20 protein-coding genes are annotated in these 20,527 nt (G+C 33.4%); all 20 read right to left on the bottom strand.

From position 1 onward, the window contains the following. Positions 1-94: 94 nt before the first annotated feature. The 20 genes from HPY57_07355 to sufC all read right to left on the bottom strand — a co-directional run bounded on the left by HPY57_07355 (position 95) and on the right by sufC (position 20,508). Positions 95-1,810 (bottom strand): T9SS type A sorting domain-containing protein, encoded by a 1,716-nt coding sequence (locus HPY57_07355; GenBank protein NPV11589.1) that lies wholly within the window; start codon positions 1,808-1,810, stop codon positions 95-97. 114 nt (positions 1,811-1,924) lie between these two features. Continuing rightward, a complete protein-coding gene (locus HPY57_07350; GenBank protein ID NPV11588.1) occupies positions 1,925-3,511 on the bottom strand; it encodes a phosphoglycerate dehydrogenase in 1,587 nt (528 codons plus the stop codon). Beyond that, on the bottom strand, positions 3,511-3,840 hold the full coding sequence (gene trxA, locus HPY57_07345; GenBank protein ID NPV11587.1) for a thioredoxin: 330 nt from the start codon (positions 3,838-3,840) through the stop codon (positions 3,511-3,513). The genes HPY57_07350 and trxA overlap by 1 nt, the downstream gene beginning before the upstream one ends. 17 nt (positions 3,841-3,857) lie before the next feature. After that, the gene (locus HPY57_07340; protein NPV11586.1) at positions 3,858-4,997 is read right to left on the bottom strand and encodes an acyl-CoA dehydrogenase; all 1,140 of its coding nucleotides are present in this window, start codon (positions 4,995-4,997) and stop codon (positions 3,858-3,860) included. A 36-nt stretch (positions 4,998-5,033) separates the two neighbouring features. After that, positions 5,034-5,849: an SDR family oxidoreductase gene (locus tag HPY57_07335; protein ID NPV11585.1), complete on the bottom strand. Its 816-nt coding sequence runs from the start codon at positions 5,847-5,849 to the stop codon at positions 5,034-5,036. Between the two features lie 65 nt (positions 5,850-5,914). Next, a complete protein-coding gene (gene dnaE, locus HPY57_07330; GenBank protein ID NPV11584.1) occupies positions 5,915-9,433 on the bottom strand; it encodes a DNA polymerase III subunit alpha in 3,519 nt (1,172 codons plus the stop codon). A gap of 147 nt (positions 9,434-9,580) precedes the next feature. Then, the gene (locus tag HPY57_07325) at positions 9,581-10,780 is read right to left on the bottom strand and encodes an AI-2E family transporter (GenBank protein ID NPV11583.1); all 1,200 of its coding nucleotides are present in this window, start codon (positions 10,778-10,780) and stop codon (positions 9,581-9,583) included. 9 nt (positions 10,781-10,789) lie between these two features. After that, positions 10,790-11,248: a dUTP diphosphatase gene (gene dut / locus HPY57_07320; protein ID NPV11582.1), complete on the bottom strand. Its 459-nt coding sequence runs from the start codon at positions 11,246-11,248 to the stop codon at positions 10,790-10,792. A gap of 100 nt (positions 11,249-11,348) precedes the next feature. Continuing rightward, entirely contained in the window at positions 11,349-11,843 is a 495-nt protein-coding gene (locus HPY57_07315; protein NPV11581.1) for a hypothetical protein, read from the bottom strand. Beyond that, positions 11,843-12,613: a hypothetical protein gene (locus HPY57_07310; GenBank protein ID NPV11580.1), complete on the bottom strand. Its 771-nt coding sequence runs from the start codon at positions 12,611-12,613 to the stop codon at positions 11,843-11,845. The genes HPY57_07315 and HPY57_07310 overlap by 1 nt, the downstream gene beginning before the upstream one ends. Positions 12,614-12,645: 32 nt before the next feature. Continuing rightward, on the bottom strand, positions 12,646-13,263 hold the full coding sequence (locus HPY57_07305) for a regulatory protein RecX (GenBank protein NPV11579.1): 618 nt from the start codon (positions 13,261-13,263) through the stop codon (positions 12,646-12,648). Further along, a complete protein-coding gene (gene recA, locus HPY57_07300; GenBank protein NPV11578.1) occupies positions 13,260-14,315 on the bottom strand; it encodes a recombinase RecA in 1,056 nt (351 codons plus the stop codon). Before recA ends, HPY57_07305 begins: the two co-directional genes overlap by 4 nt. A gap of 27 nt (positions 14,316-14,342) precedes the next feature. After that, on the bottom strand, positions 14,343-14,954 hold the full coding sequence (gene thpR / locus HPY57_07295) for an RNA 2',3'-cyclic phosphodiesterase (protein ID NPV11577.1): 612 nt from the start codon (positions 14,952-14,954) through the stop codon (positions 14,343-14,345). A 214-nt stretch (positions 14,955-15,168) separates the two neighbouring features. Further along, the gene (locus HPY57_07290) at positions 15,169-15,657 is read right to left on the bottom strand and encodes an Rrf2 family transcriptional regulator (protein NPV11576.1); all 489 of its coding nucleotides are present in this window, start codon (positions 15,655-15,657) and stop codon (positions 15,169-15,171) included. A gap of 6 nt (positions 15,658-15,663) precedes the next feature. After that, positions 15,664-16,206 carry a BrxA/BrxB family bacilliredoxin gene (locus HPY57_07285; GenBank protein ID NPV11575.1) on the bottom strand — a complete coding sequence of 181 codons (543 nt, stop codon included), beginning with the start codon at positions 16,204-16,206 and terminating at the stop codon, positions 15,664-15,666. 46 nt (positions 16,207-16,252) lie between these two features. Beyond that, the gene (locus HPY57_07280; GenBank protein NPV11574.1) at positions 16,253-16,648 is read right to left on the bottom strand and encodes a DUF59 domain-containing protein; all 396 of its coding nucleotides are present in this window, start codon (positions 16,646-16,648) and stop codon (positions 16,253-16,255) included. Between the two features lie 3 nt (positions 16,649-16,651). Then, positions 16,652-17,104, bottom strand: coding sequence for an SUF system NifU family Fe-S cluster assembly protein (locus tag HPY57_07275; GenBank protein NPV11573.1), 453 nt, complete (start codon positions 17,102-17,104; stop codon positions 16,652-16,654). Continuing rightward, entirely contained in the window at positions 17,104-18,357 is a 1,254-nt protein-coding gene (locus tag HPY57_07270) for a cysteine desulfurase (protein NPV11572.1), read from the bottom strand. The genes HPY57_07275 and HPY57_07270 overlap by 1 nt, the downstream gene beginning before the upstream one ends. A gap of 2 nt (positions 18,358-18,359) precedes the next feature. Continuing rightward, entirely contained in the window at positions 18,360-19,727 is a 1,368-nt protein-coding gene (gene sufD, locus HPY57_07265; GenBank protein ID NPV11571.1) for a Fe-S cluster assembly protein SufD, read from the bottom strand. Between the two features lie 16 nt (positions 19,728-19,743). After that, positions 19,744-20,508 (bottom strand): Fe-S cluster assembly ATPase SufC, encoded by a 765-nt coding sequence (gene sufC / locus HPY57_07260; GenBank protein NPV11570.1) that lies wholly within the window; start codon positions 20,506-20,508, stop codon positions 19,744-19,746. Positions 20,509-20,527 lie beyond the last annotated feature (19 nt).

The raw sequence follows: 20,527 nt of genomic DNA, 5'->3' as shown, positions 1-20,527 counted from the left end.
CCCTCTCTATTGTTTAACTTGCAACATTTAAGATAAAACAGGGGAGTCTCAAATGAGGCTCCCCTGAATTAAAAAACAACATAGAACTCTTATTTTACTTAACAAGCATCATCTTCTTTGTTGCGCTATAATTGCCTGCAGTTAATGTATAGAGATACATTCCGGATGGTAAATCTTTTCCAGCAAATTTTACAGTATGTGTACCAGCGTCCTTTACTTCGTTAACTAAGGTTGTAATTTCTCTTCCTAACATATCATAAACTTTCAAGGTAACCATTGATTTTTCTGGAATAGAAAATCTAATTGTTGTAGTTGGGTTAAATGGATTTGGATAGTTTTGCTGTAATTCAAATCTGTTTGGTGAAGCAACTGGATCATTAACTGAGGTAAGTTGGAATGTAACTCCTGACAAATACCACAATTCTGATTCATTTAAATCATTAGTATCGCCACTACCAAAGATTGTATACATACAATCTACACGGAATGTAGTTTGATCCTGCATATATCCATATGCAGACATTTGTGAGTATTTTTCATGGACACTCGTGGTATTTGTAATATTCTGTACATTCTTAGGTGCGCCCCAGACCGGAGTCATAAATACATCATATAATGTATCGGTTGGAGTTGGAACATCACAGAATTTCAGAACACCAATTGTTCCATCCCAATTAGTTGCAAATTCAACTTCGTTCAAAGTTGATAAACCACCAGGTAAGGACATACTAGTTCGATTAACCTTTGCAACTAATTCTGCATTCCAGGTATTTCCCTGGCCCCAGATGTGATAAATACCAGTATTTGCACCACTAACTGTATCAACGAAAGTACCGGCAAAGTGGAGATTACCGTTTCCATCTACAATTGCATCAACTTCATAGTTTAATGCATGAACATTACCTGCAAGAGGTGCTAATGTAAATGGATCAACCCAGGTCCAGTTAGCATCCCAGGTTGCACCATCATCGGTGGTTTTCTTGTATGCAAATGTATATTTGCCTGAACCTGGTTGCTGTGCCTCGAATACAATGTAACCTACACCATTTTTATTGATGAAACCTTTCATTCCATTATAGTTATCAACATCACCATTTTTAGCAAGCGGATATTTTGTCCAGGTTGCACCAGCATCTGTTGAAACAAACAAATGATAAAATACTGTATCAGTACCATAAGCAATTGGATCAATATTTTCGATTGTTGCAAAAACATGACCCTGTGAATTTACGAACATTTCATCACCAGGATAATATGTACTGTCAATATATTGGGTAAAAGTAGCTGCACCAAATGATTGATCCTTAGCGAATTGATACCAATACCAGCTTGAGCTTAATTCTGCCCAGCTTGCAACTGGAACCTGTTCACCTGGTGTAGTTGATTTTGTTGGGTTTGAAAGAACAATATTTGGATGTCTTCCCGCAATCCATGGTGCAAGGTTCATTGGACCAATTTGAGGAGTCCAGTTTTGTCCACCATCATCGGAACCTTGATAGACTATTCTTCCACTTCCAGGACCAGTTCTATCAACACGATGAACAACTGAAATTAATCCTGAAAATGGATCAGTAAAGATTTGGTTAGTGTAGGACGCTTGAGTTGAATAAGCATTCCACATTTTACCAATTAAAACTGCATTAACGCTGTGAGGAAGTACAGGATTAGAACCTGGGAGATTCTTATCTAAAGCCAGATTTTCAAATACTGGCTTCGGTGCTTTATCGAATACTTGTGTTGCAGATTGTGCGAACAACAAGGATGTGGAAACTAAAACGAAAACAAATAAGGTAAATGATTTTTTAAGCATTGCGCTCTCCTTTTTTGTTTGTGGTTGATTGTTGTTGTTTAATTTGAGTTCTCTCTATTCTTTTTTGTTTAAAATCATAATAACAAAATAAATTAATTTTGTCAAGTACTTCACTTACACTTCAATCATCAAAACTTTACCAATACCATCAATCATTTTTATTTCTAAAAGAACTTGAGGTTCTAATTTAGAATCAAGATTCATTAATGTCAATGCTTTGCCACCAATTTCTTTTCTTCCTAAAGATAAACCTGCAATGTTAACTTGGTTTTTTGCCAAGACACCACCAACAGATGCAAGCATTCCGGGTTTATCAATGTTTTCATAAAGCAACATGTATTTTGTCGGATGAATATCCATTGAATATTCATTCACCTGTACAATTCTAATTTCATTCTTTCCGAAAATTGTTCCACTTAAAGTTACTATTTCTCCATTTAGGCTACAGGATACTGTTATAAGATTTTTATAAGTCGTATGTTCTGATTCATTTGTTTCTGTAATTTTTATACCCGTTTCTTCAGCGAGCAATTGGGCATTTACGAAATTTATTGTCCCAGTAATTTTCTTTGAAAGATATCCAATTAAAAAAGAAGCGGTCAAAAGTTCACGATACTTTTGTAAAAGCAAACCATGAAATTTTAAGTTTAATTTGGTAATATTTTCTTCAGAAATTTGAGCTAAAAATTTTCCAAGCAGTTTTGATAATTCAATGAACGGTCTAATTTCATCAGTTATATTTTTTTCAAGTGCATAAGCGTTAACCGCACCTACCAGATTACCATTTTCATAGAAATCGATTATTTGATTTGCAATTTGAATTGCAACTTTTTCCTGAGCCTCTTTTGTAGATGCACCAATGTGAGGTGTAACAACAACTTTCGGATGTTCAATTAATTCATTAGGAAATTGCGGAGGCTCTTTTTCAAAAACATCAAGCGCAGCTGCAGAAACTTTCCCGGATTTTAAACCTTCCAGCAATGCTTCTTCATTTACAATTCCACCACGAGCGCAATTAATAATTTTTACTCCGGTCTTACAACGATCTATTGCATTTTTATCAATCAAATTTTTTGTTTCGTTTGAAAGAGGAACATGAACAGTAATTATATCAGACTGGGCAAAAATTTCATCAATGCTTACGAGTTTTACACCAATCTTTTGTGCCGCATCCTGAGTCAGAACAGGATCGTAACCAATTACATCCATTCCAAAGGCTTTGCAACGAATTGCTACTTCTTTACCTATTTTCCCAAGACCGATAATTCCAATCGTCTTACCAAAAAGTTCTGTGCCCAGATATTTCTTTCTATCCCACAAACCACTTTTTAATTCATTATTCGCCGAAGGAATATTTCTACACATACTCAAAAGCAAAGCCATCGTATGTTCGGCAGTCGAAAGAGTATTGCCTCCGGGAGTATTCATCACAATTATTCCACGATGTGTTGCCGAATTAACATCTATATTATCAACACCTGCACCTGCTCTTGCAATTAATTCAAGATTTGTTGAAGCGTCGATAATTTTTTTTGTAACTTTCGTACCGCTTCTTACAATCAGCACATTGTAATCTTTAATGACTGTAATAATCTCATCTTCTTTTAATCCCGGTTTATGAGATACTTCAAATCCTGCTGATTGAAGAATTTCAATACAGCTCTTTTCGATAGGATCTGTAATTAAAATTTTTTTTGACATTAATTGCTCTTCAATACTTCTTCAATTCTACTAACAAGGTGTGGTTTTGGAACTGCACCAATAACAGAAGAAACAACTTTGCCATTCTTAAAAATCAGCAAAGTTGGAATACTTCTTATACCATATTCCATTGCAGTTTTTTGATTCACATCAACGTCAAGTTTTGCGAATTTCATTTTTCCATCATATTCTTTAGCTAATTCTTCAACCACTGGTGCAATTAAACGACAGGGTCCACACCATATTGCCCAGAAATCAACTAAAACAGGAATTGGTGATTCAAGAACTTCTTTTTGGAAAGTATCATCTGTTACAACAACTGGTTTCATTTTATCTCCTTTCTTTTTTAAAATTTACCATTTCTTTTAATTATATCCCTTGCGATGATTCCTTTTTGAATTTCGTTTGTTCCTTCAAATATTCTGTTAATTCTTGCATCTCGATACATTCTCTCAATTGGTAGCTCTCTCGAATAACCCATACCACCATGAATTTGAACGGCATAATCAACAATTTTATCAAGTGCTTCACTGCAGAAGAGTTTTACTATAGCAGCTTCGCGAGTTACACTTTCACCTTTATCATACTTAGCAGCAGTTCGATAAACCATTGATTCCATTGCATAAATTAAAGCAGTCATCTCAGCTAACATAAATTGAATTGCCTGGAAATTACTAATTGGTTGATCAAACTGAATTCTTTCTTTCGCATATTTAGTTGAAAGTTCAAGTAATTCTTTTGCTGAACCAATACAGGCTGCACCGAGTCCGAGCCTTCCCGCATCAAGAGTTTTCATTGCCAGTAAAAATCCACGACCTTCCTGACCAATTAAGTTTTCTTTAGGGACTTTAACATTTTCAAATGAAATTGGATTCGTTGTGCTTCCACGAATTCCCATTTTCTTTTCAGGCGGTCCAATCTTAACTCCTTCCCACTTTGTCTCTACAACAAAAGCACTAATACCTTTTTCGGTTCTTGCAAATACAGAAAGAACATCAGCGATGCCTGCGTTAGTGATCCAGAGTTTTTCGCCATTCAAAATATAATAATCACCTTCAAGATGAGCTTTTGTTTTGATATTGAAGGAGTCAGAACCGGCTTGAGCCTCTGTTAAACAAAATGCTGCGATCATTTTACCCTGAGCGAGCGGTACAACATATTTTTGTTTCAACTCTTCACTGCCACCAAGATAAATAGCATTTGTTCCAATTGATTGATGCGCACCAATAAAAGTAGCAGTTGAAGAACACCCTCTCGAAATTTCTTCCTGAATTATACAATAACCAATCTCACCAAATCCACCGCCGCCATATTCAACAGGAAATGACGCACCAAGCAAACCAAGTTCTGCAATCTTTTTAATTAATTCTTCCGGGATTCTCTCTTCTTCATCTATTTTTTTAGCAAGAGGTTTAATTTCATTATTTGTAAAATCGCGAACCATTTCGCGAAGCATTTGTTGTTCTTCTGTAAACGAAAATTCAATCATTAAATTCCTCCCACATATTCCACTTTTGTTTGATTATTTCTTTGGGGTGAAATCGGTTACAAATCCCACGATATCTTCTCCGCCGTCTACACCAATTACATTACCAGAAATCCAATCACAATTATCACTGCAAAGTGCAACAATAGCTTTTGCCACATCTTCAGGAGTTGTTAGCCTGCCGCGAGGATTTTTTAATTTAGCTGCTTCGATCATCTTATCGTGTCCGGGAATTTTTCTTAAAGCTGGTGTATCGGTTACTCCAGCCATAATAGCATTTGCAGTAATTCCTCTTGGACCAAGTTCTAAAGCAAGCTGACGAATGTGAGATTCAAGTGCAGCTTTTGCTGCTGAAACAGCTCCATAATTTGGAATGACAGTGTGAGAGCCGGAACTTGTAAGCGCAAAAATTCTACCATTATTTGCGAAAAGATTTCTGAATACCAATCCCTGAGTCCAGTAAACAAGTGTGTGTGCCATTACATCAAGGGTCATTTCCATTTGCGCTTGAGTTATTGCATTATTTGGTGAATCGGCGATAAATGGTTTTAATGTTCCAAATGCCAAAGAATGAATTAAAACCTTAATCACACCTTTATCTTTTTTAAATCTTTCTTCAATTTCATCAAGAACTTCCTGCCTCTTAATTGGATCTGCGGCATTAATATTAAAAAAGACAGCCTGCCTACCAGTTTTTTCAATTTTCTTAATTATTTGATTTACTTGAGGCATTGTGATTTGCCTATCGAGATGAACTCCAAAAATATTGTAACCATTTTTTGCAAGCTCAACGGCGGATGCACCTCCAAATCCGCTTGAAGCTCCTAAAATTAGTGCCCAAACTTTTTCCATACATTTCCTTTCATTTGTTTATTGTTAATTAATTTTGAATAACTTAAAAAATATCGAAAGATTAATCAATATCGTTTGTTCCCGTTCTTTTGAAGTATGGTAATGTTCTCACTTGATATAACTTTTGAGAGTTCAGAAATCATGTTATTGCATAAATTTATTTTTAGATCAGAAACAAACAATTCATTTTTCCCATCTGAATAAACTAAATTAATATAGACTGGTTGAAATCCTTCATACTTATGTAAGACCTGTCTTATTTGTTCTATTTTTTCATGAGAGGTATGCTTTGAGTAAATATCAATTGAGAGAGCTTGACCGAATAGTGAAATTACTTCACTTATAGGATAAACTTCCTCAACAACTACCTGTAAACTATCTCCACGAATTTCACCTCGACCAATCATATATAAAAGCGAATATTCTTTCAAAAGATGACCATATTGATTATAAGCTTTATCAAACATAATAAACTCAGCTTCACCTGTTAAATCATAAACAGTTAAACGAGCCATTGTTTGATTATCGCGATACATTTTAGTTTCTATTTCTGTCAATACAACACAAACACCCACTCTTTCTGGAATTGCTGTCACACCTTTTTCAAATTCCATTTCCTCATCGGTTTCTTCATTCGTACCGGCAACATCAGCAAATTGAATATTGCTGAAACTTCGAACAACTACTTCATAATCGAGTAATGGGTGACCTGAAATAAAAAATCCAAGAACTTTGTGTTCTTGTTTCATTCTCTCAAGTGAATTCCATTGAGGGACTTCTTTCAAGACAGGTTTTAAATTATCATCTGCACTGCCAAAGAGAGAAATTAAACCTTGTGAAATGTTTTCTTTTTTCCTTGCACTATATTTTAAAATCTCTTCAAGGTTCTCAAATAAATAAGCACGATTTGGATGCAGATTATCAAATGCACCGGCAAGTATTAGTCCTTCCATTGCTCTTTTATTTACTGCCTTAGAATCGACACGAATACAGAAATCGTAAATATCTTCGAACGGTTTTTCCTGTCGAGTTTTAATTATTTCTTCAACTGCACTCTCGCCAACATTTTTAATTGCCGCAAGTCCAAATCTTATTTTTCCATTTTCAATTGAAAAATCTACAAAGCTTTTGTTTACATCTGGCGGGAGAATCTCGATACCCATTTTTCTGCATTCGTTCAGGAAAAGAGAAATTTCTTCTGTCTTATTTTTATTGACAGATAGATTTGCAGTTAAAAATTCTGTCGGATAATGTGCTTTAAGATAAGCAGTTTGATATGCAAGAATTGAATATGCAACACTATGAGATTTATTAAAGCCGTAGTCTTTGAACCTAAATATTTCATTAAAAATTTGTTCAACAATTTCTCGTTGAATTCCCTGTTCAACACCTTTTGTAATAAATTCATTCCGTTCAGCTGCAAGAATTTTTTCATCTTTTTTACCCATTGCCTTTCTCATCAAATCAGCTTTTGAGAGAGTATAACCAACAACTTCGTGAGCAATTCTCATCACCTGTTCCTGATATACAATGATACCATAAGTCTCTTTTAGGATTGGTTCCAATTTGGGGTGAATATAAGTAACAGTTTCTTTCCCGTGCTTTCTGTTAATGTAAGTATCTATAAATTGCATTGGTCCTGGTCTATTGAGAGCATTCATTACAGAAAGTTCTTCAATAGAATTCGGTTTTAATCTTTTTAAATACTCTCTTGTGTGAGGCTTATCAAATTGAAAAACTCCAATTGTCTTTCCCTGTGCAAAAAGTTCATAAGTTAATTGATCGTCAAGAGGAATTTTATCAATATCGATCTCTACACCATGATTGGCCTTTACCATTTCGAGTGTTTTTTGAATGATGGTCAATGTTTTCAAGCCAAGAATATCCATCTTGACAAGGCCAATCTCTTCGATGTCGTTTTTATCAAACTGAGTTACAATTGTCTTATCTGGAGTTATACAAAGGGGGGCAAATTCAGTAATTTTTTGAGGAGCAATAACGATTCCCGCAGCATGAACAGAAATATTTCTGGTCATATTTTCAAGAACCTTTGAATATTCTATTAACTCTTTTTCTTTGGTATCATTGGTTGTTTTCAAATAACGGAGTTCTGGTGTTTCATCAATTGCTTTATCAATAGAATAAACTTTTCCAAATTTTCTTGGAATGTACTTGGTAATACTCTCAATTTTTGGGATAGGGATCGATAAAACACGACCCACATCTCTTAAAATTTGTTTCGCACTAAGTTTATTAAAAGTCACAATCTGAGCTGTATTTTCTCTTCCGTATTTCTCAACAATGTAATTGATAACATCCTCTCTTCCTATATCGGCAAAATCTGTATCTATATCGGGCATAGAAACTCTATCAGGATTTAAAAACCTTTCAAAATATAACCCATAACGAAGTGGATTTATATTCGTGATGTCAAGTGCGTATGAAACTAAACTTCCAGCTGCAGAACCTCTTCCAGGACCAACAAATATTCCTTTTTTCTTAGCCGCTTGAATTATGTCCATAACTATCAGGAAATAACCTGAGTAACCCATCTTCTTAATTATGTCCAATTCATACTCTGCTCTTTCTTTTACTTCTGGAGTAATTGCGCCAAGTTTCCTTTGTAAACCTTCGTAGGTCAATTTAGTGAGATAATCATCAAGTGTTTTTGATTCATCGTTTTCAGGGATTTTAAATTCTGGAAGATGATCTTTTTGTTTTTTCAATTCGAAGTTAACTTTCTCGGCAATTTCTAGTGTGTTTTCGATTGCACCTTTATAACCTTTGAAAAGTTTTGCCATTTCATCAGCAGATTTAAAGAAAATCTGGTCGGTTCCATATCTGAGAGTCTTATAATCACTTTCTCCTCTTGAATTTGAAATCTGAAGTAAAACATTGTGAGGGATTGCGTGTTCAGGCCTAATGTAGTGAACATCGTTTGTAGCAACCATTTTGATATTTAATTCATTTGCAATCTTTGGCAAACCTTCAAGTAATATTTTGTCAATGTCCATATAATGATTTTGAAGTTCGATATAAAAGTCATCCCCGAAAAGTTCTTTGTAATCATGAGCTATCTTTTTTGCCTTTTCATAATCGTTATTTAATAGATGATAAGAGAGTATTCCAGCCGCGCAGGCCGAAAGACAAATTAATCCTTCACTATATTTTTTAAGCAATTCGAAATCAATTCGAGGTTTATAGTAAAAACCTTCAAGATAGCCCAATGAAGATAAAATAGAAAGGTTTTTAAAACCAATTTCATTTTTAGCTATTAGAATTAAATGATTGTAATGTTTTGGTCGTTTTGATTTTCCATTATAATCATTTTCATCAGAGCTTGATGGTCTTGAGAAGCGATCACCATCAATTGTAATATAGGCTTCCATTCCAATGATTGGTTTTATCCCGTTGCTTTTTGCCTCTTTATAAAATTTAACTGCTCCGAAAAGATTTCCATGATCTGTTAAAGCCACAGCTTTCATTTTATTTTCAACAGCTGCTTTTACAAGATCTTTAATACGAGCAGCACCATCCTGTAAACTATAATCGCTATGATTGTGAAGATGAACAAATTCAGGCATAAACTTTACCCCTTCCTAAAATTTAATTCTAAAACTTTTAACTGAATTTTTTTCTACAAAAAAGTTAATCTCAAAAAAAACATCAATGAGAAAAAAATTTTTTGACTATAGGAAATTCAGTTTTATTAAATTAAAGTGATTAGCTCTCTAAACAGAATTTTTATAATCTCTTGTATCTATAAAAGAAATCAATAAAGCTGCAACTGGTACTCCGATTAACATTCCAATTAATCCACCAAAATATCCAAAGACAAACAGAGCAAATAAAATTAAAAGCGGATGTAACCCGACTTTTTCTCCGATTATCTTTGGTGAAATGAAATAATTTTCAACGATATTTTCTCCAATATAAAGAACTGGTACAAGAAGCAGCTTTATTCCGCCAATTCCACTAAAAACTGAAATCAAAAATCCAATCGTCACGCTGATAATCATTCCAAAGTATGGGACGAAATTAAAAAGAGCCGATAAAATTCCTAAAACCACCGCATAAGGCACACCGATCAATGTCAGACCAATTGTAATTATAGTTCCGTTTATCAATGAAACGATTAAATAACCTCTGATATAATTGCCAAAAATTCTATTAACCTTTTCACCAATTTTTTTAACTGTTTCCCGATGATCTTCACTAAAAAGATAAAGGAACGCATTCAATATTCGATCATAATCCCGTAGAAAATAAAATGTCATAATTGGAATAACTACAACATTTATAATTTGATTAAAGATAAAACTAATTCCACTGAAGATGTTTAGTAAACCATTTAAAAGCCCGCTCAATATGCTTTGCAATTTTGCGGGAATTTCTGGAGAGAGAGTTTTTTGAATATCAGGGAAAAAAATTCCAAGTCGAGTTAATTCAGGCAGAATGTTTTCACTAAAATACTTTTCAACTTCTAAGATCTTTTGTGGGGCTAAACTTATCAAAGATCCAATTTGGTAAACAAATGGCGGGATGACGAAAGAAATGCCTAATCCAACAATAATTAAAATCAACAAAACAGAAATTAACGCTCCAGTTGTTCGGTGTATTTTTTTCTTTTCAAAATAGATAATCAATGGATTAATTATGTAAGCAATTAAAAAGGAAATTATAAAAGGTACAAGTACAGCAAGTAATTCATTTATAAACCAGACAATGAAAATTATTGTTGATAAAATAAAAATACTTCTAACAACAGTTTGATTTTTATTCAGTGCGAAAACGATTAAGATAAGAATATACAGAAATATCGGTGAGATAATTGCTGACGATGAGTAAATTAATAATCCGAATAAAATCAAACTTAATAGCGAAATAAAAATAGTTATTAGATTTTCACTCTGTTCGTTTAAAAGCTTCATAATTATCTCTTACTTAATTCCTGTATGTCCAAATCCACCTTCATTTCGCTTTGTAGAATTTAGTTCGTTAGTTTCAACAATCTCTGCTCTTTCAACTTTTGTGATCACGAGCTGGGCGATTCTATCACCACGATTAACTACAAAATCTTCTTTACCAAAATTAGTCAGGATGACTTTAATTTCACCGCGATAATCTGAATCAATTGTGCCTGGAGTATTAAGAACGGTTACAAAATTTTTTGCTGCAAGTCCGCTTCGAGGTCTGACCTGGCCTTCGTATCCTTCGGGAATTTCCACTGCAAGATTAGTTGGGATAAGAGCCGTTTCGAAAGGTTTGATTGTAATTTTCTCTTCAACTGCAGCTCTTAAATCCATTCCCGATGAGCCTTCTGTTGAATAAGAAGGAAAGGGTATGTCATTAAATTTTTCAGACAATCTTTTGAATTTGATTAAAATTTTTGATTGCATAAAATAAAATCAATCCTCACCAAAATTAATTTAGAAATAACCAAAGTTTTAATGAGTTTTAGAGCTAATATTCAAATCCTGAAAATTCTGTAAAAAGTCATTAAGATTTAAAATCCAACAATCCAAAAACTTGTGAGTAAGGTTCTCGCAGATTAATAAATTGAAATTTTAATTTTGAGTTAAGTTCATTATTAATGACTTCGTATAATTGAAAACTTCGTTCATCTGAGGAACAATAATAATTAATTTGTGGTTCGTTATGAGCTTGAGCAAAGAGTTTTGCATCATTTATTACCAATGGTCTTTCGATTGAAATTAAATTATCTTTTTTACGTTTTTCATATAAGATATTAGCAAATTGTCCTGCTATAATAGCGTGATCAATATTAAAAGGTAAAACACGAAGATTTTTTAGTGGGAGTTCGTCAATACTACCTTTAACACAGTACTCTGCAATGGAAATTGTTGAAACATAGAGAGTAATTTCGTTTTTCAAAAAAAACTTAAAATAATCATTGACATTCTTAAAGAGCGGATCATTTTCTTTTAAAAGTCGAATAAAAAAACTAGTATCAAGTAAAGCAGCTTTATTCATTAATAACCCCTGACATTTTTGATATAATCATCGGTGTCAATATCCTTTAACCATTTCATAGCCTTCTCTCGTAAGAGCTTTAAATATTTTTCGTTGTATTCGCTTGAGTAATCAATCATCTCGATCATTTTAAGATTTTGTCTATCAATTTCTCCTGTTTTTAAATTTTGTTTACCAGAAGCACGGATAATGTAATCTTTATAAAGAATGTTCTTTTTTAGTTCCATTAAATATTCCTTTGAAACCTGTATTACAAGAGTCCCATATTCTTCCGTTAATAAATGTATACTCGATCTGTCTTTACCACCCGCACCTGTAATTTTCCCGAATAGATAAAATTCCGCGTCAACAAAGTTTTCAGTTGTTCTGAAATAAAAAGTTTCATTGGTGATTTTTAATGTTGCAGTGTTTTCAAGGGATGTAGAAACTACAAATTCATAATTTGTTTTCATTGCTAAATCTTGAATGATCTCTATAGCGTTCGCAGTATTAGGTTCAAGAAAATCAATATTACCATATTCTTTAATCTGATGAAGAATTGCATTTAGACCAATGATAGACTGTAAACTCGTTTGGAAACGATTAATAACAGAACCTTCTTTAATTTGATAGCTAATAACAGTCCCTTCTTTTCTTCCATTCGGGAAAAGAAGTTTTTCCACCTGTTCAAAAAGTAAAGAAATCTCTTTGATGTCAAAATTCTCAATACTTAATTCAATATTTCCTTTTCGTCCAGTAACGGCTATTTCAAGATAACCTTTATTTTCCATAATGAAGATCGTTTTGTTTATTCGTTTTAAGATTAAAATTCATACTTATCCTTCAAACTATTAATCACAATTTCAGAGGAAAATCCTCTGCTAACAAGATAATTATAAATTTTCTGTAACTCATTTCTATTAGATATTTTTTTGGAAAATTTATTCTTGCTTAAAAGTTTTTGAATTATCTCTTTCTGCATTTCATCATTATTAAAATATTCACTTAAAATCTCATCAACTACTTCTTTAGCCACGCCTCTTTTGATCATTTCATTTTTAATTTTCAAAGGACCAAAAAGCTTCTCAGTAAGTTCCTTAAAAAATTGTTCAGCAAAAGTTTTATCGTTCAAATATCCAAGAGCTGTAAGATCATCAAGCACTTTCTTAATTATATCTTCTGAAAATTTTTTCTTTGAAAGTTTCCTGTAAAGTTCTTGATAAGAATGATTCCTGATTGACAAAAGCCTCAATGCTGATTTTTTCGCTTCGAAATATTCGTTCTCTTTCTTTAGTAAGTCAATAAATCTGCTCTCAACTCCATCTCCAGCATTGAGTGGAAATTTTTTAAAGACATCTGAGCTTAATTTTAAAACAGTTGAATCAGAAAAGGTAACCTGAATTTTGTTACCTTTTCTTTCAACTTTTGAAACAAAAATCATTTAGCTTTTTCAGATTTTGATTTCTTTGTCGTTTCTTCCTGAGGAGTTTCCTCCGGCTTGATCATTCCTAATTTTATTTTTACCTGCTTTTCGAGTTTAGCCATCAAATCCTGATCTTCTTTAAGCTTTGTTCTCAATTGTTCCCGACCTTGAAATCTTTCACCATCAAAAGTTAGCCAGGCTCCGCTTTTTTGAATTACACCATGTTCAATTCCAAGATCAATTAACTCTCCAGTTTTTGAAATGCCTTCGTTAAATAAAATATCGAATTCAACTTCTTTGAATGGTGGCGCAACTTTGCTTTTTACAACTTTAACTTTCACACGACTACCTACAACATCATTTCCTTCTTTCACTGCACCAATTCTTCTAATATCTAATCTTACTGATGCATAAAATTTCAAGGCATTTCCACCAGTTGTTGTCTCGGGATTTCCAAATACAACTCCAATTTTACTTCTCAATTGATTCGTAAAGATTACACAAGTGTTTGATTTAGAAGTCACACCAGTAATTTTTCTCAAAGCCTGAGACATTAATCTTGCTTGAACCGCCATATGTGCATCGCCCATCTCACCTTCAATTTCTGCTCTTGGTACTAATGCCGCAACTGAATCAACTACGATCACATCAATTGCATTGCTTCTGATAAGAGAGTCAAGAATCTCCAGAGCCTGTTCACCGAAATCGGGCTGAGCTAAAATTAGATTGTCCGTATCAACGCCAAGTTTTTTTGCATAGTTAATATCGAAAGCATGTTCAGCATCAATTAAAGCGGCAATTCCACCATTCTTTTGTGCTTCAGCAATTATGTGGAGGCAGGTTGTGGTTTTACCTGAAGATTCCGGTCCAAAAATTTCAATAATTCTCCCGCGTGGAACTCCTCCAATGCCAAGAGCATAGTCAAGTGAAATCGAACCTGTTGAAATCACTTCGTAGGTTTGAGCTGGTTGGTCACCCAATCTCATTATTGCACCCTTACCGTGCGTCTTCTCAATGAGATTAAGTGTTTCTTTTAAAAGTTTAAGTTTTTCTTCTCTTTCGTCTGCCATAATAACTCCTTAGCTTTTTAATTCATCTTAATTGTAATTTTTAGAAATTTTAATGAAAAAGCTCCTGATTAAATGCACTTGTTTTACCTGCAAAATATAACTACTTTTTACAAAATATTTTGATCCTGAAGGTTCGAGTTTACTCTCCATTAATTCAAATGAATTGACTTTTGCAGTAAATGGTTCAAATGAAAACGATTTCAAAAAGTCAATGAACTTCTCTGACAATCTCCCTTTAACTCTTCCAAGTGTGATATGAGGAGAAAATTCTTTTTCATCTGTCATAATATTCAAATCGTTGGTCATCATTTTCAATTTAAATGACAGTTCTTTTAAAATTGGATTATCTTTTGTACCTATCCAGATTACACGTGGTTGATGAAAATTTTTGAACACACCAAGTTTATCAAAAAATAATTCAGATGAAGAAAAATTTTTAGATATTTCCAGAGCTTTTCTATCAAGCTCGCTCAATAAATTTTCATCCACATTTCCAAGAAAAAGCAAAGTAAGATGAAGTTTCTCTACTGGTTCATATTTCACAGGCTCATTAAACTTTCGAAGTTGCGAAGAAATTTCATAAAACTTTCTTTTAATCTCATCATCGAAATTAACAGCAAAGAATAGTCTAAGCTTCATAAAATTGTCCAGAGATTAGTTATTGCAAAAATACAATCTATCTAAATTAGTTTCTGAGATAATTGTTCAGGAGGGAATTTTTTATTTGAATAGAATGAAAATTTCTGTCAGGCTGCGTTCATAGAGCCTGACAGCTTAACTTTCGTAACTTAAAAGAAAATTTTAACCAAAGCCCCATTGTAAATTGATTTTAATGACCGGATAAAATTAATTTCTACTGAAGAACTTTTAATTCGATCGTACTTACTACATTTTCAACTTTTTCGCTTACAACCTTATCCACAACTTTTTCTGGTGCAAGCAAATCTTTAAGAGTTAATCTGCCCAGAACTTCATCAATAACTCTTTGTACATTTTTCCAGACCGACCTTACTGAACAGTCTGTCGAATTTGTACAAATTGTTGTAATGCCAGTATATGTGTTGCAGTAATCATTTTCGAAAAGTTTTCCTCCCAGAACATAAAGAATCTCTCTCAAAGTAATCTGTTCAGGTGGGCGGGTCAATCTATATCCGCCGGTTTGTCCTCTTTCAGCTTCGACAATACCGGCAAGTCTTAAAATTCTTAAAATCTTAGCAACATTAGCTTCAGATAATCCCTCAAGCTCACTTAGCTCTGGAATTGTGATTCCGTTTACTTTACCATTTTTAGCAATTTGAATCAAACATCTTAAACCGTATTCTTCGACTGCACTAAATTTCATATCCTATCACGATTGTTTGTTTAATGGAATTGCCTGACCACAGGCTTTTGCGTGAACAAGTTGTTCGTATTTTTCTTTTGGAATTGATGGTCCCTGTCTCTTGCAAACTTTATTAAAAACTTCGATTAATTCTGTAGCAATTTGTTCAGGTGTTCTTCCTTCAATTTGATAACGATGCATAATGTAGATAACCTGACCATTCTTGAAAAGAGCCATCATAGGTGAAGAAGGTGGATAATCTTTTAAGAATTCTGATCTCAAATAATCTACAGCATCTCTATCCTGCCCAGCAAAAGAGGTAAGAAGTTTGTCCGGGATCAAATCGTTTTGTAAAGCAAGGCAAACTCCAGGTCTTGCACTTCCAGCGGCGCATCCACACACTGAGTTCAATACAACAAGTTTTATTTCATCATCATTTTTTCTTAGATGATATTCAACAGCTTCAGGAGTTAACATCTCTTCAAATCCGACATAAATTAATTCATCTCTCATCCATTGAACTGATTCAGGATCATAAAGTGGCTGCTTACGAATTGTTTGTTCAAACATTTTGCGTCTCCTTTTTTATTAAAGGGTTAGTAGATTTTATTAATTATTAAAAGAAACCAAGTTTAATTTTTGCAACATCAGACATCATATCTTTATTCCACATTGGCTCCCAGACAACATTTACAATCACATCTTTTACACCGGGCAAATCACGGATCTTTCTTTCAACTTCAAGCGGTAATGAACCAGCAACAGGACAGGCTGGTGAAGTCAATGTCATATCAATCTCCACTAAACCTTCTTCATCAATATCTATTCTGTAAATTAATCCGAGCTCATAAATATCAACTGGGATTTCTGGATCGTAACAGGTCTTAAGAGTTTGAATTACATCATGTTGAAGTTGTTTCAAATCCAATGATTGTTTTTGCTCTTCATTCTTTTCAGAATTCTGATTTTGATTTTCAGTTAATTGATTTTGATTCAAATTTTCTTGTTCCATTTTTTACTCCGTTGAAGCAACTTCATTTTTATTTTTAATCGCATTAATTAGAGTATGCCATGCTAAAGTCGCACACTTTACTCTGACTGGATACTCAGAAACACCTGAGAATACAGCGAGCTTTCCAAGTGAATTTGGATCAAAATCTTTATCAGCCTTTCCGGTTACAAAAAGATGAAAATCTTTAAATATCTTCTCTGCTTCTTCGATTGTCTTGCCTTTTATGATTGAAGTCATAATTGAAGCCGAAGCTTTTGAAATTGCACAACCAGCGCCTTCAAAACTTATGTCTTTAATTATTCCATCTTCAACTTTTAAATAAAGATAAAAATGATCTCCACAGAGTGGGTTGAAACCTTCTGCAACATGTGTTGCATCAGGCATTTTGTGGTAATTCTTTGGATGCTTTGAATGATCAAGAATTACTTCCTGATAAAGTTCTCTTAAATCTGACATTAACTAAATACCTTTATAACTTTTTGAATTGCATTAAATAATTGATCAATTTCTTCTTTGGTGTTATAAAAAGATAACGAAGCTCTTGTTGTTGCCGGAATTTTGAAATGCTGCATTACCGGTTGTGTACAATGATGTCCTGTTCTCACCGCGATTCCTTCAAAATCCAAAATGGTTCCCACATCGTGAGGATGAATATTTTCGAGAATGAAAGAAATAATAGATGCTTTTTCTTTTGCAGTTCCAATAATTTTTAGTTGAGGAATTTGAGATAACCTTTCAGTTGCATATTGAATTAATTCATTTTCATAAATTGAGATATGATCAAGTCCAACTGTATTTAAATAATCAATTGCAGCTTTAAGTCCAATTGCGCCTTCGATGTTGGGAGTTCCTGCTTCAAATTTATAAGGAAGATCATTATAAATTGTTTTTTCGAAAGTAACCGATTTTATCATATCACCACCGCCCTGATATGGAAGCATCTGTTCAAGCAAATCTTTTTTGCCGTAAAGAACTCCAATTCCTGTTGGTCCGTAAATTTTATGTCCTGAAAAAACAAAGAAATCACAGCCTAATTCCTGAACATTTATTTTATTGTGCATAATAGATTGAGCACCATCGATTAGAACAGGCACTGCGTAACTGTGAGCAATCTCAATAATTTTTTTAATTGGATTAATTGTTCCTAGTGAATTTGAAATGTGAACTAAAGAAATAAGTTTTGTTCGTTCTGTAATTAAATTTTCTAATTCATCCAAAATCAATTCGCCATTGTCATCGAAAGGAATAATCTTAAGTTTTGCTTTTCTTTCCTCGCATAAAATCTGCCAGGGAACAATATTAGAGTGATGTTCCATTTCTGAAATAATAATCTCATCACCTTCGTCTATAAAAGTTTTGCCAAATGAGTTAGCTACTAAATTTATTGCTTCAGTTGTTCCTCTTGTAAAGATTATTTCTTCAATCGAATCAGCATTGATAAAATTTTTAACTGTCACACGAGCACTTTCATATTCTTTTGTTGCAAGTTCGCTTAAAAAATGAACTCCACGATGAACATTTGAATTTTCTTCGAGATAATATTTCTGAATTCTTTCAATTACCTGAATTGGTTTCTGAGTTGTTGCAGCATTATCAAAATAAATGAGAGGTTTTCCACGAACTTGAGTTTTAAGTATCGGGAAATCCTCTCGAATTTTCTGAACATCAAAATTGATTGTGATTTTATCAGAAATATTATTTGTCGTCATAATTAATTTCTTTGAAGAATTTCGCTCATCTGTTGAATAACAAAATCACTGATTTTATCTTTTAATGGTTCAAAAGTCATATTATCTAAAACATCATTTGCAAAGGCATTCACAAGTAAACTTCGTGCAGTTTTCTCATCAATTCCTCGTGCTCTTAAATAGAATAATGAATCATCATCAACCTGTCCAACCGTTGCACCGTGGGTGCATCTTACATCATCTGCAAAAATTTCGAGCTGTGGTTTTGTATCTATCTTTGCACTTCCTGAAAGGAGAAGATTCTTATTTGATTGATAAGCATTTGTTTTTTGAGCACCTTTTCTAACAATAATTTTCCCATTGAATACGCCGCGAGAATTTTCAGCAAGAATTCCTTTGTAAAATTCATTGCTCAAACAATGTGGCTTTGCGTGATCAACAAGAGTGTGATTATCAATGTGCTGCTTATCTCTAACAAAGTAAAGTCCATACATATGAGATTCAGCACCTTCGCCATCTAAAATTATATTAATATCGTTTCTGGCAATTGAAGAACCAAAAGACAAATTATGAGAAGTGAAATTTGAATTTCTCTCCAGATGAGCTTGAATTTTTCCAATATGAAATCCATTTAAAGATTCATTTTGAAGTTTATAATGTTCAAGGAATGAATTTTCTGCAACGAAAATCTCTGAAATTGTATTAGTGAAACTTATTGAATTATCCAACGAGAGATAGATCTCAAGAATTCTGACTTTTGAATTTTTACCAATCAGGAAAAGATTCCTCGGGTTGATCAGTTGTTCTTCTTTATTTGATTGAATGTAAATTATCACGATTGGCTCATCTTCGACCAGATTATCTTTCACAGAAATAAATACACCATCATTAAAGAAAATATTATTAAGCGCATTAAAACCATTCTCTACTCGATTATATTTATTGAAGTATTGATTGATAAAGTCTGGGGTTTCCTTGAGTGCAAGTTTAAGATTTACAATTTTTATTTCATCAATATTCTGAATTCTGGTTAATGCTTCTATATAATGTCCATCAATAAAGACTATTTGATTTGATGACAAATCTGATATAACAGGATCTTTTTCAATTAATTCTTTTGCTTTTAAAATTACACTTTCATCCTTCCAGCTTTCAGAAAAGTTGGAGAGTTTGTAACTCTTCTCAATAATTGGAAGAATGTTTGTGTACTTCCAATCCTCAACTTTCTGTGTAGGGAAACCAACTTCAACTAACTTTTGAATTGAGTCCTTTCTTAAAGTTTTTACAAAATCTGGAATTGAACCATTATTGTGTTCTTCTAAAATTTCAAAGTTTTTTAAGTACCAATCACTGACTTCAATTTTATTTTTCTTAATTACTAAGTCTGCCATTTTTTCATTCTCCTGATTAAACAGAAACTTTATCTTCTGATTTTATCCAATCGTAACCTTTGGCTTCGAGCTCAAGAGCAAGCTCTTTAATGCCTGACTTCACAATTCGACCATTATACAAAACATGAACAAAATCAGGAACGATGTAATTCAGAAGTCTTTGATAGTGAGTTACAACTATTATTGCTCTATCTGTCATATCATTTCTTAAAAGATTTACACCATTGGCAACAATTTTAAGAGCGTCAATATCAAGTCCCGAGTCGGTTTCATCAAGCACAGCTAATTTGGGCTCAAGCATCAACATCTGGAAAATTTCATTTCGTTTCTTTTCGCCGCCAGAAAAACCTGTATTAACAGAGCGGCTCAACATCTCTTCGGTCATTTCGAGTAATTTCATTTTCTCTCGCATCAATGTAAGAAATTCCATTGCATCAAGTTCTTCTTCACCGCGTGCTTTTCTAATTTCATTGATTGCTGTTTTTAATAATGTTGCATTGCTAATTCCAGGAATTTCGACTGGATATTGGAAAGCCATAAAAATTCCCAAACGAGCTCTTTCTTCTGGAGGAAGCTCTAAAAGATTTATATCCTTAAACCATATTTCACCTGATACAACCTCATAGCCTTCTTTACCAGCAATAACATTTGCAAGTGTACTTTTACCTGATCCATTCGGTCCCATTATGGCGTGAACTTCACCAGCATTAACTTCAAGATTTACACCTTTAAGAATTTCTTTATCCTCAACTTTTACAACTAAATCTTTAATTTTTAACATTGTTCTTTTTCCCTTTCTT

Source organism: Ignavibacteria bacterium (assembly GCA_013177855.1).
In the GTDB taxonomy this organism is placed as follows: Bacteria; Bacteroidota; Ignavibacteria; order Ch128b; family Ch128b; genus Ch128b.
Note: the sequence above shows the minus strand (reverse complement) of the source record. Positions and strands in the feature narration are given on the sequence as shown.

Bases quoted from the DNA above. Each gene is read 5' to 3' on its own strand.
- HPY57_07355 (NPV11589.1), bottom strand. From the start codon at position 1,810: ATGCTTAAAAAATCATTTACCTTATTTGTTTTCGTTTTAGTTTCCACA.
- HPY57_07350 (NPV11588.1), bottom strand. From the start codon at position 3,511: ATGTCAAAAAAAATTTTAATTACAGATCCTATCGAAAAGAGCTGTATT.
- trxA (NPV11587.1), bottom strand. From the start codon at position 3,840: ATGAAACCAGTTGTTGTAACAGATGATACTTTCCAAAAAGAAGTTCTT.
- HPY57_07335 (NPV11585.1), bottom strand. From the start codon at position 5,849: ATGGAAAAAGTTTGGGCACTAATTTTAGGAGCTTCAAGCGGATTTGGA.
- dnaE (NPV11584.1), bottom strand. From the start codon at position 9,433: ATGCCTGAATTTGTTCATCTTCACAATCATAGCGATTATAGTTTACAG.
- HPY57_07325 (NPV11583.1), bottom strand. From the start codon at position 10,780: ATGAAGCTTTTAAACGAACAGAGTGAAAATCTAATAACTATTTTTATT.
- dut (NPV11582.1), bottom strand. From the start codon at position 11,248: ATGCAATCAAAAATTTTAATCAAATTCAAAAGATTGTCTGAAAAATTT.
- HPY57_07315 (NPV11581.1), bottom strand. From the start codon at position 11,843: ATGAATAAAGCTGCTTTACTTGATACTAGTTTTTTTATTCGACTTTTA.
- HPY57_07310 (NPV11580.1), bottom strand. From the start codon at position 12,613: ATGGAAAATAAAGGTTATCTTGAAATAGCCGTTACTGGACGAAAAGGA.
- HPY57_07305 (NPV11579.1), bottom strand. From the start codon at position 13,263: ATGATTTTTGTTTCAAAAGTTGAAAGAAAAGGTAACAAAATTCAGGTT.
- recA (NPV11578.1), bottom strand. From the start codon at position 14,315: ATGGCAGACGAAAGAGAAGAAAAACTTAAACTTTTAAAAGAAACACTT.
- thpR (NPV11577.1), bottom strand. From the start codon at position 14,954: ATGAAGCTTAGACTATTCTTTGCTGTTAATTTCGATGATGAGATTAAA.
- HPY57_07290 (NPV11576.1), bottom strand. From the start codon at position 15,657: ATGAAATTTAGTGCAGTCGAAGAATACGGTTTAAGATGTTTGATTCAA.
- HPY57_07285 (NPV11575.1), bottom strand. From the start codon at position 16,206: ATGTTTGAACAAACAATTCGTAAGCAGCCACTTTATGATCCTGAATCA.
- HPY57_07280 (NPV11574.1), bottom strand. From the start codon at position 16,648: ATGGAACAAGAAAATTTGAATCAAAATCAATTAACTGAAAATCAAAAT.
- HPY57_07275 (NPV11573.1), bottom strand. From the start codon at position 17,104: ATGTCAGATTTAAGAGAACTTTATCAGGAAGTAATTCTTGATCATTCA.
- HPY57_07270 (NPV11572.1), bottom strand. From the start codon at position 18,357: ATGACGACAAATAATATTTCTGATAAAATCACAATCAATTTTGATGTT.
- sufD (NPV11571.1), bottom strand. From the start codon at position 19,727: ATGGCAGACTTAGTAATTAAGAAAAATAAAATTGAAGTCAGTGATTGG.
- sufC (NPV11570.1), bottom strand. From the start codon at position 20,508: ATGTTAAAAATTAAAGATTTAGTTGTAAAAGTTGAGGATAAAGAAATT.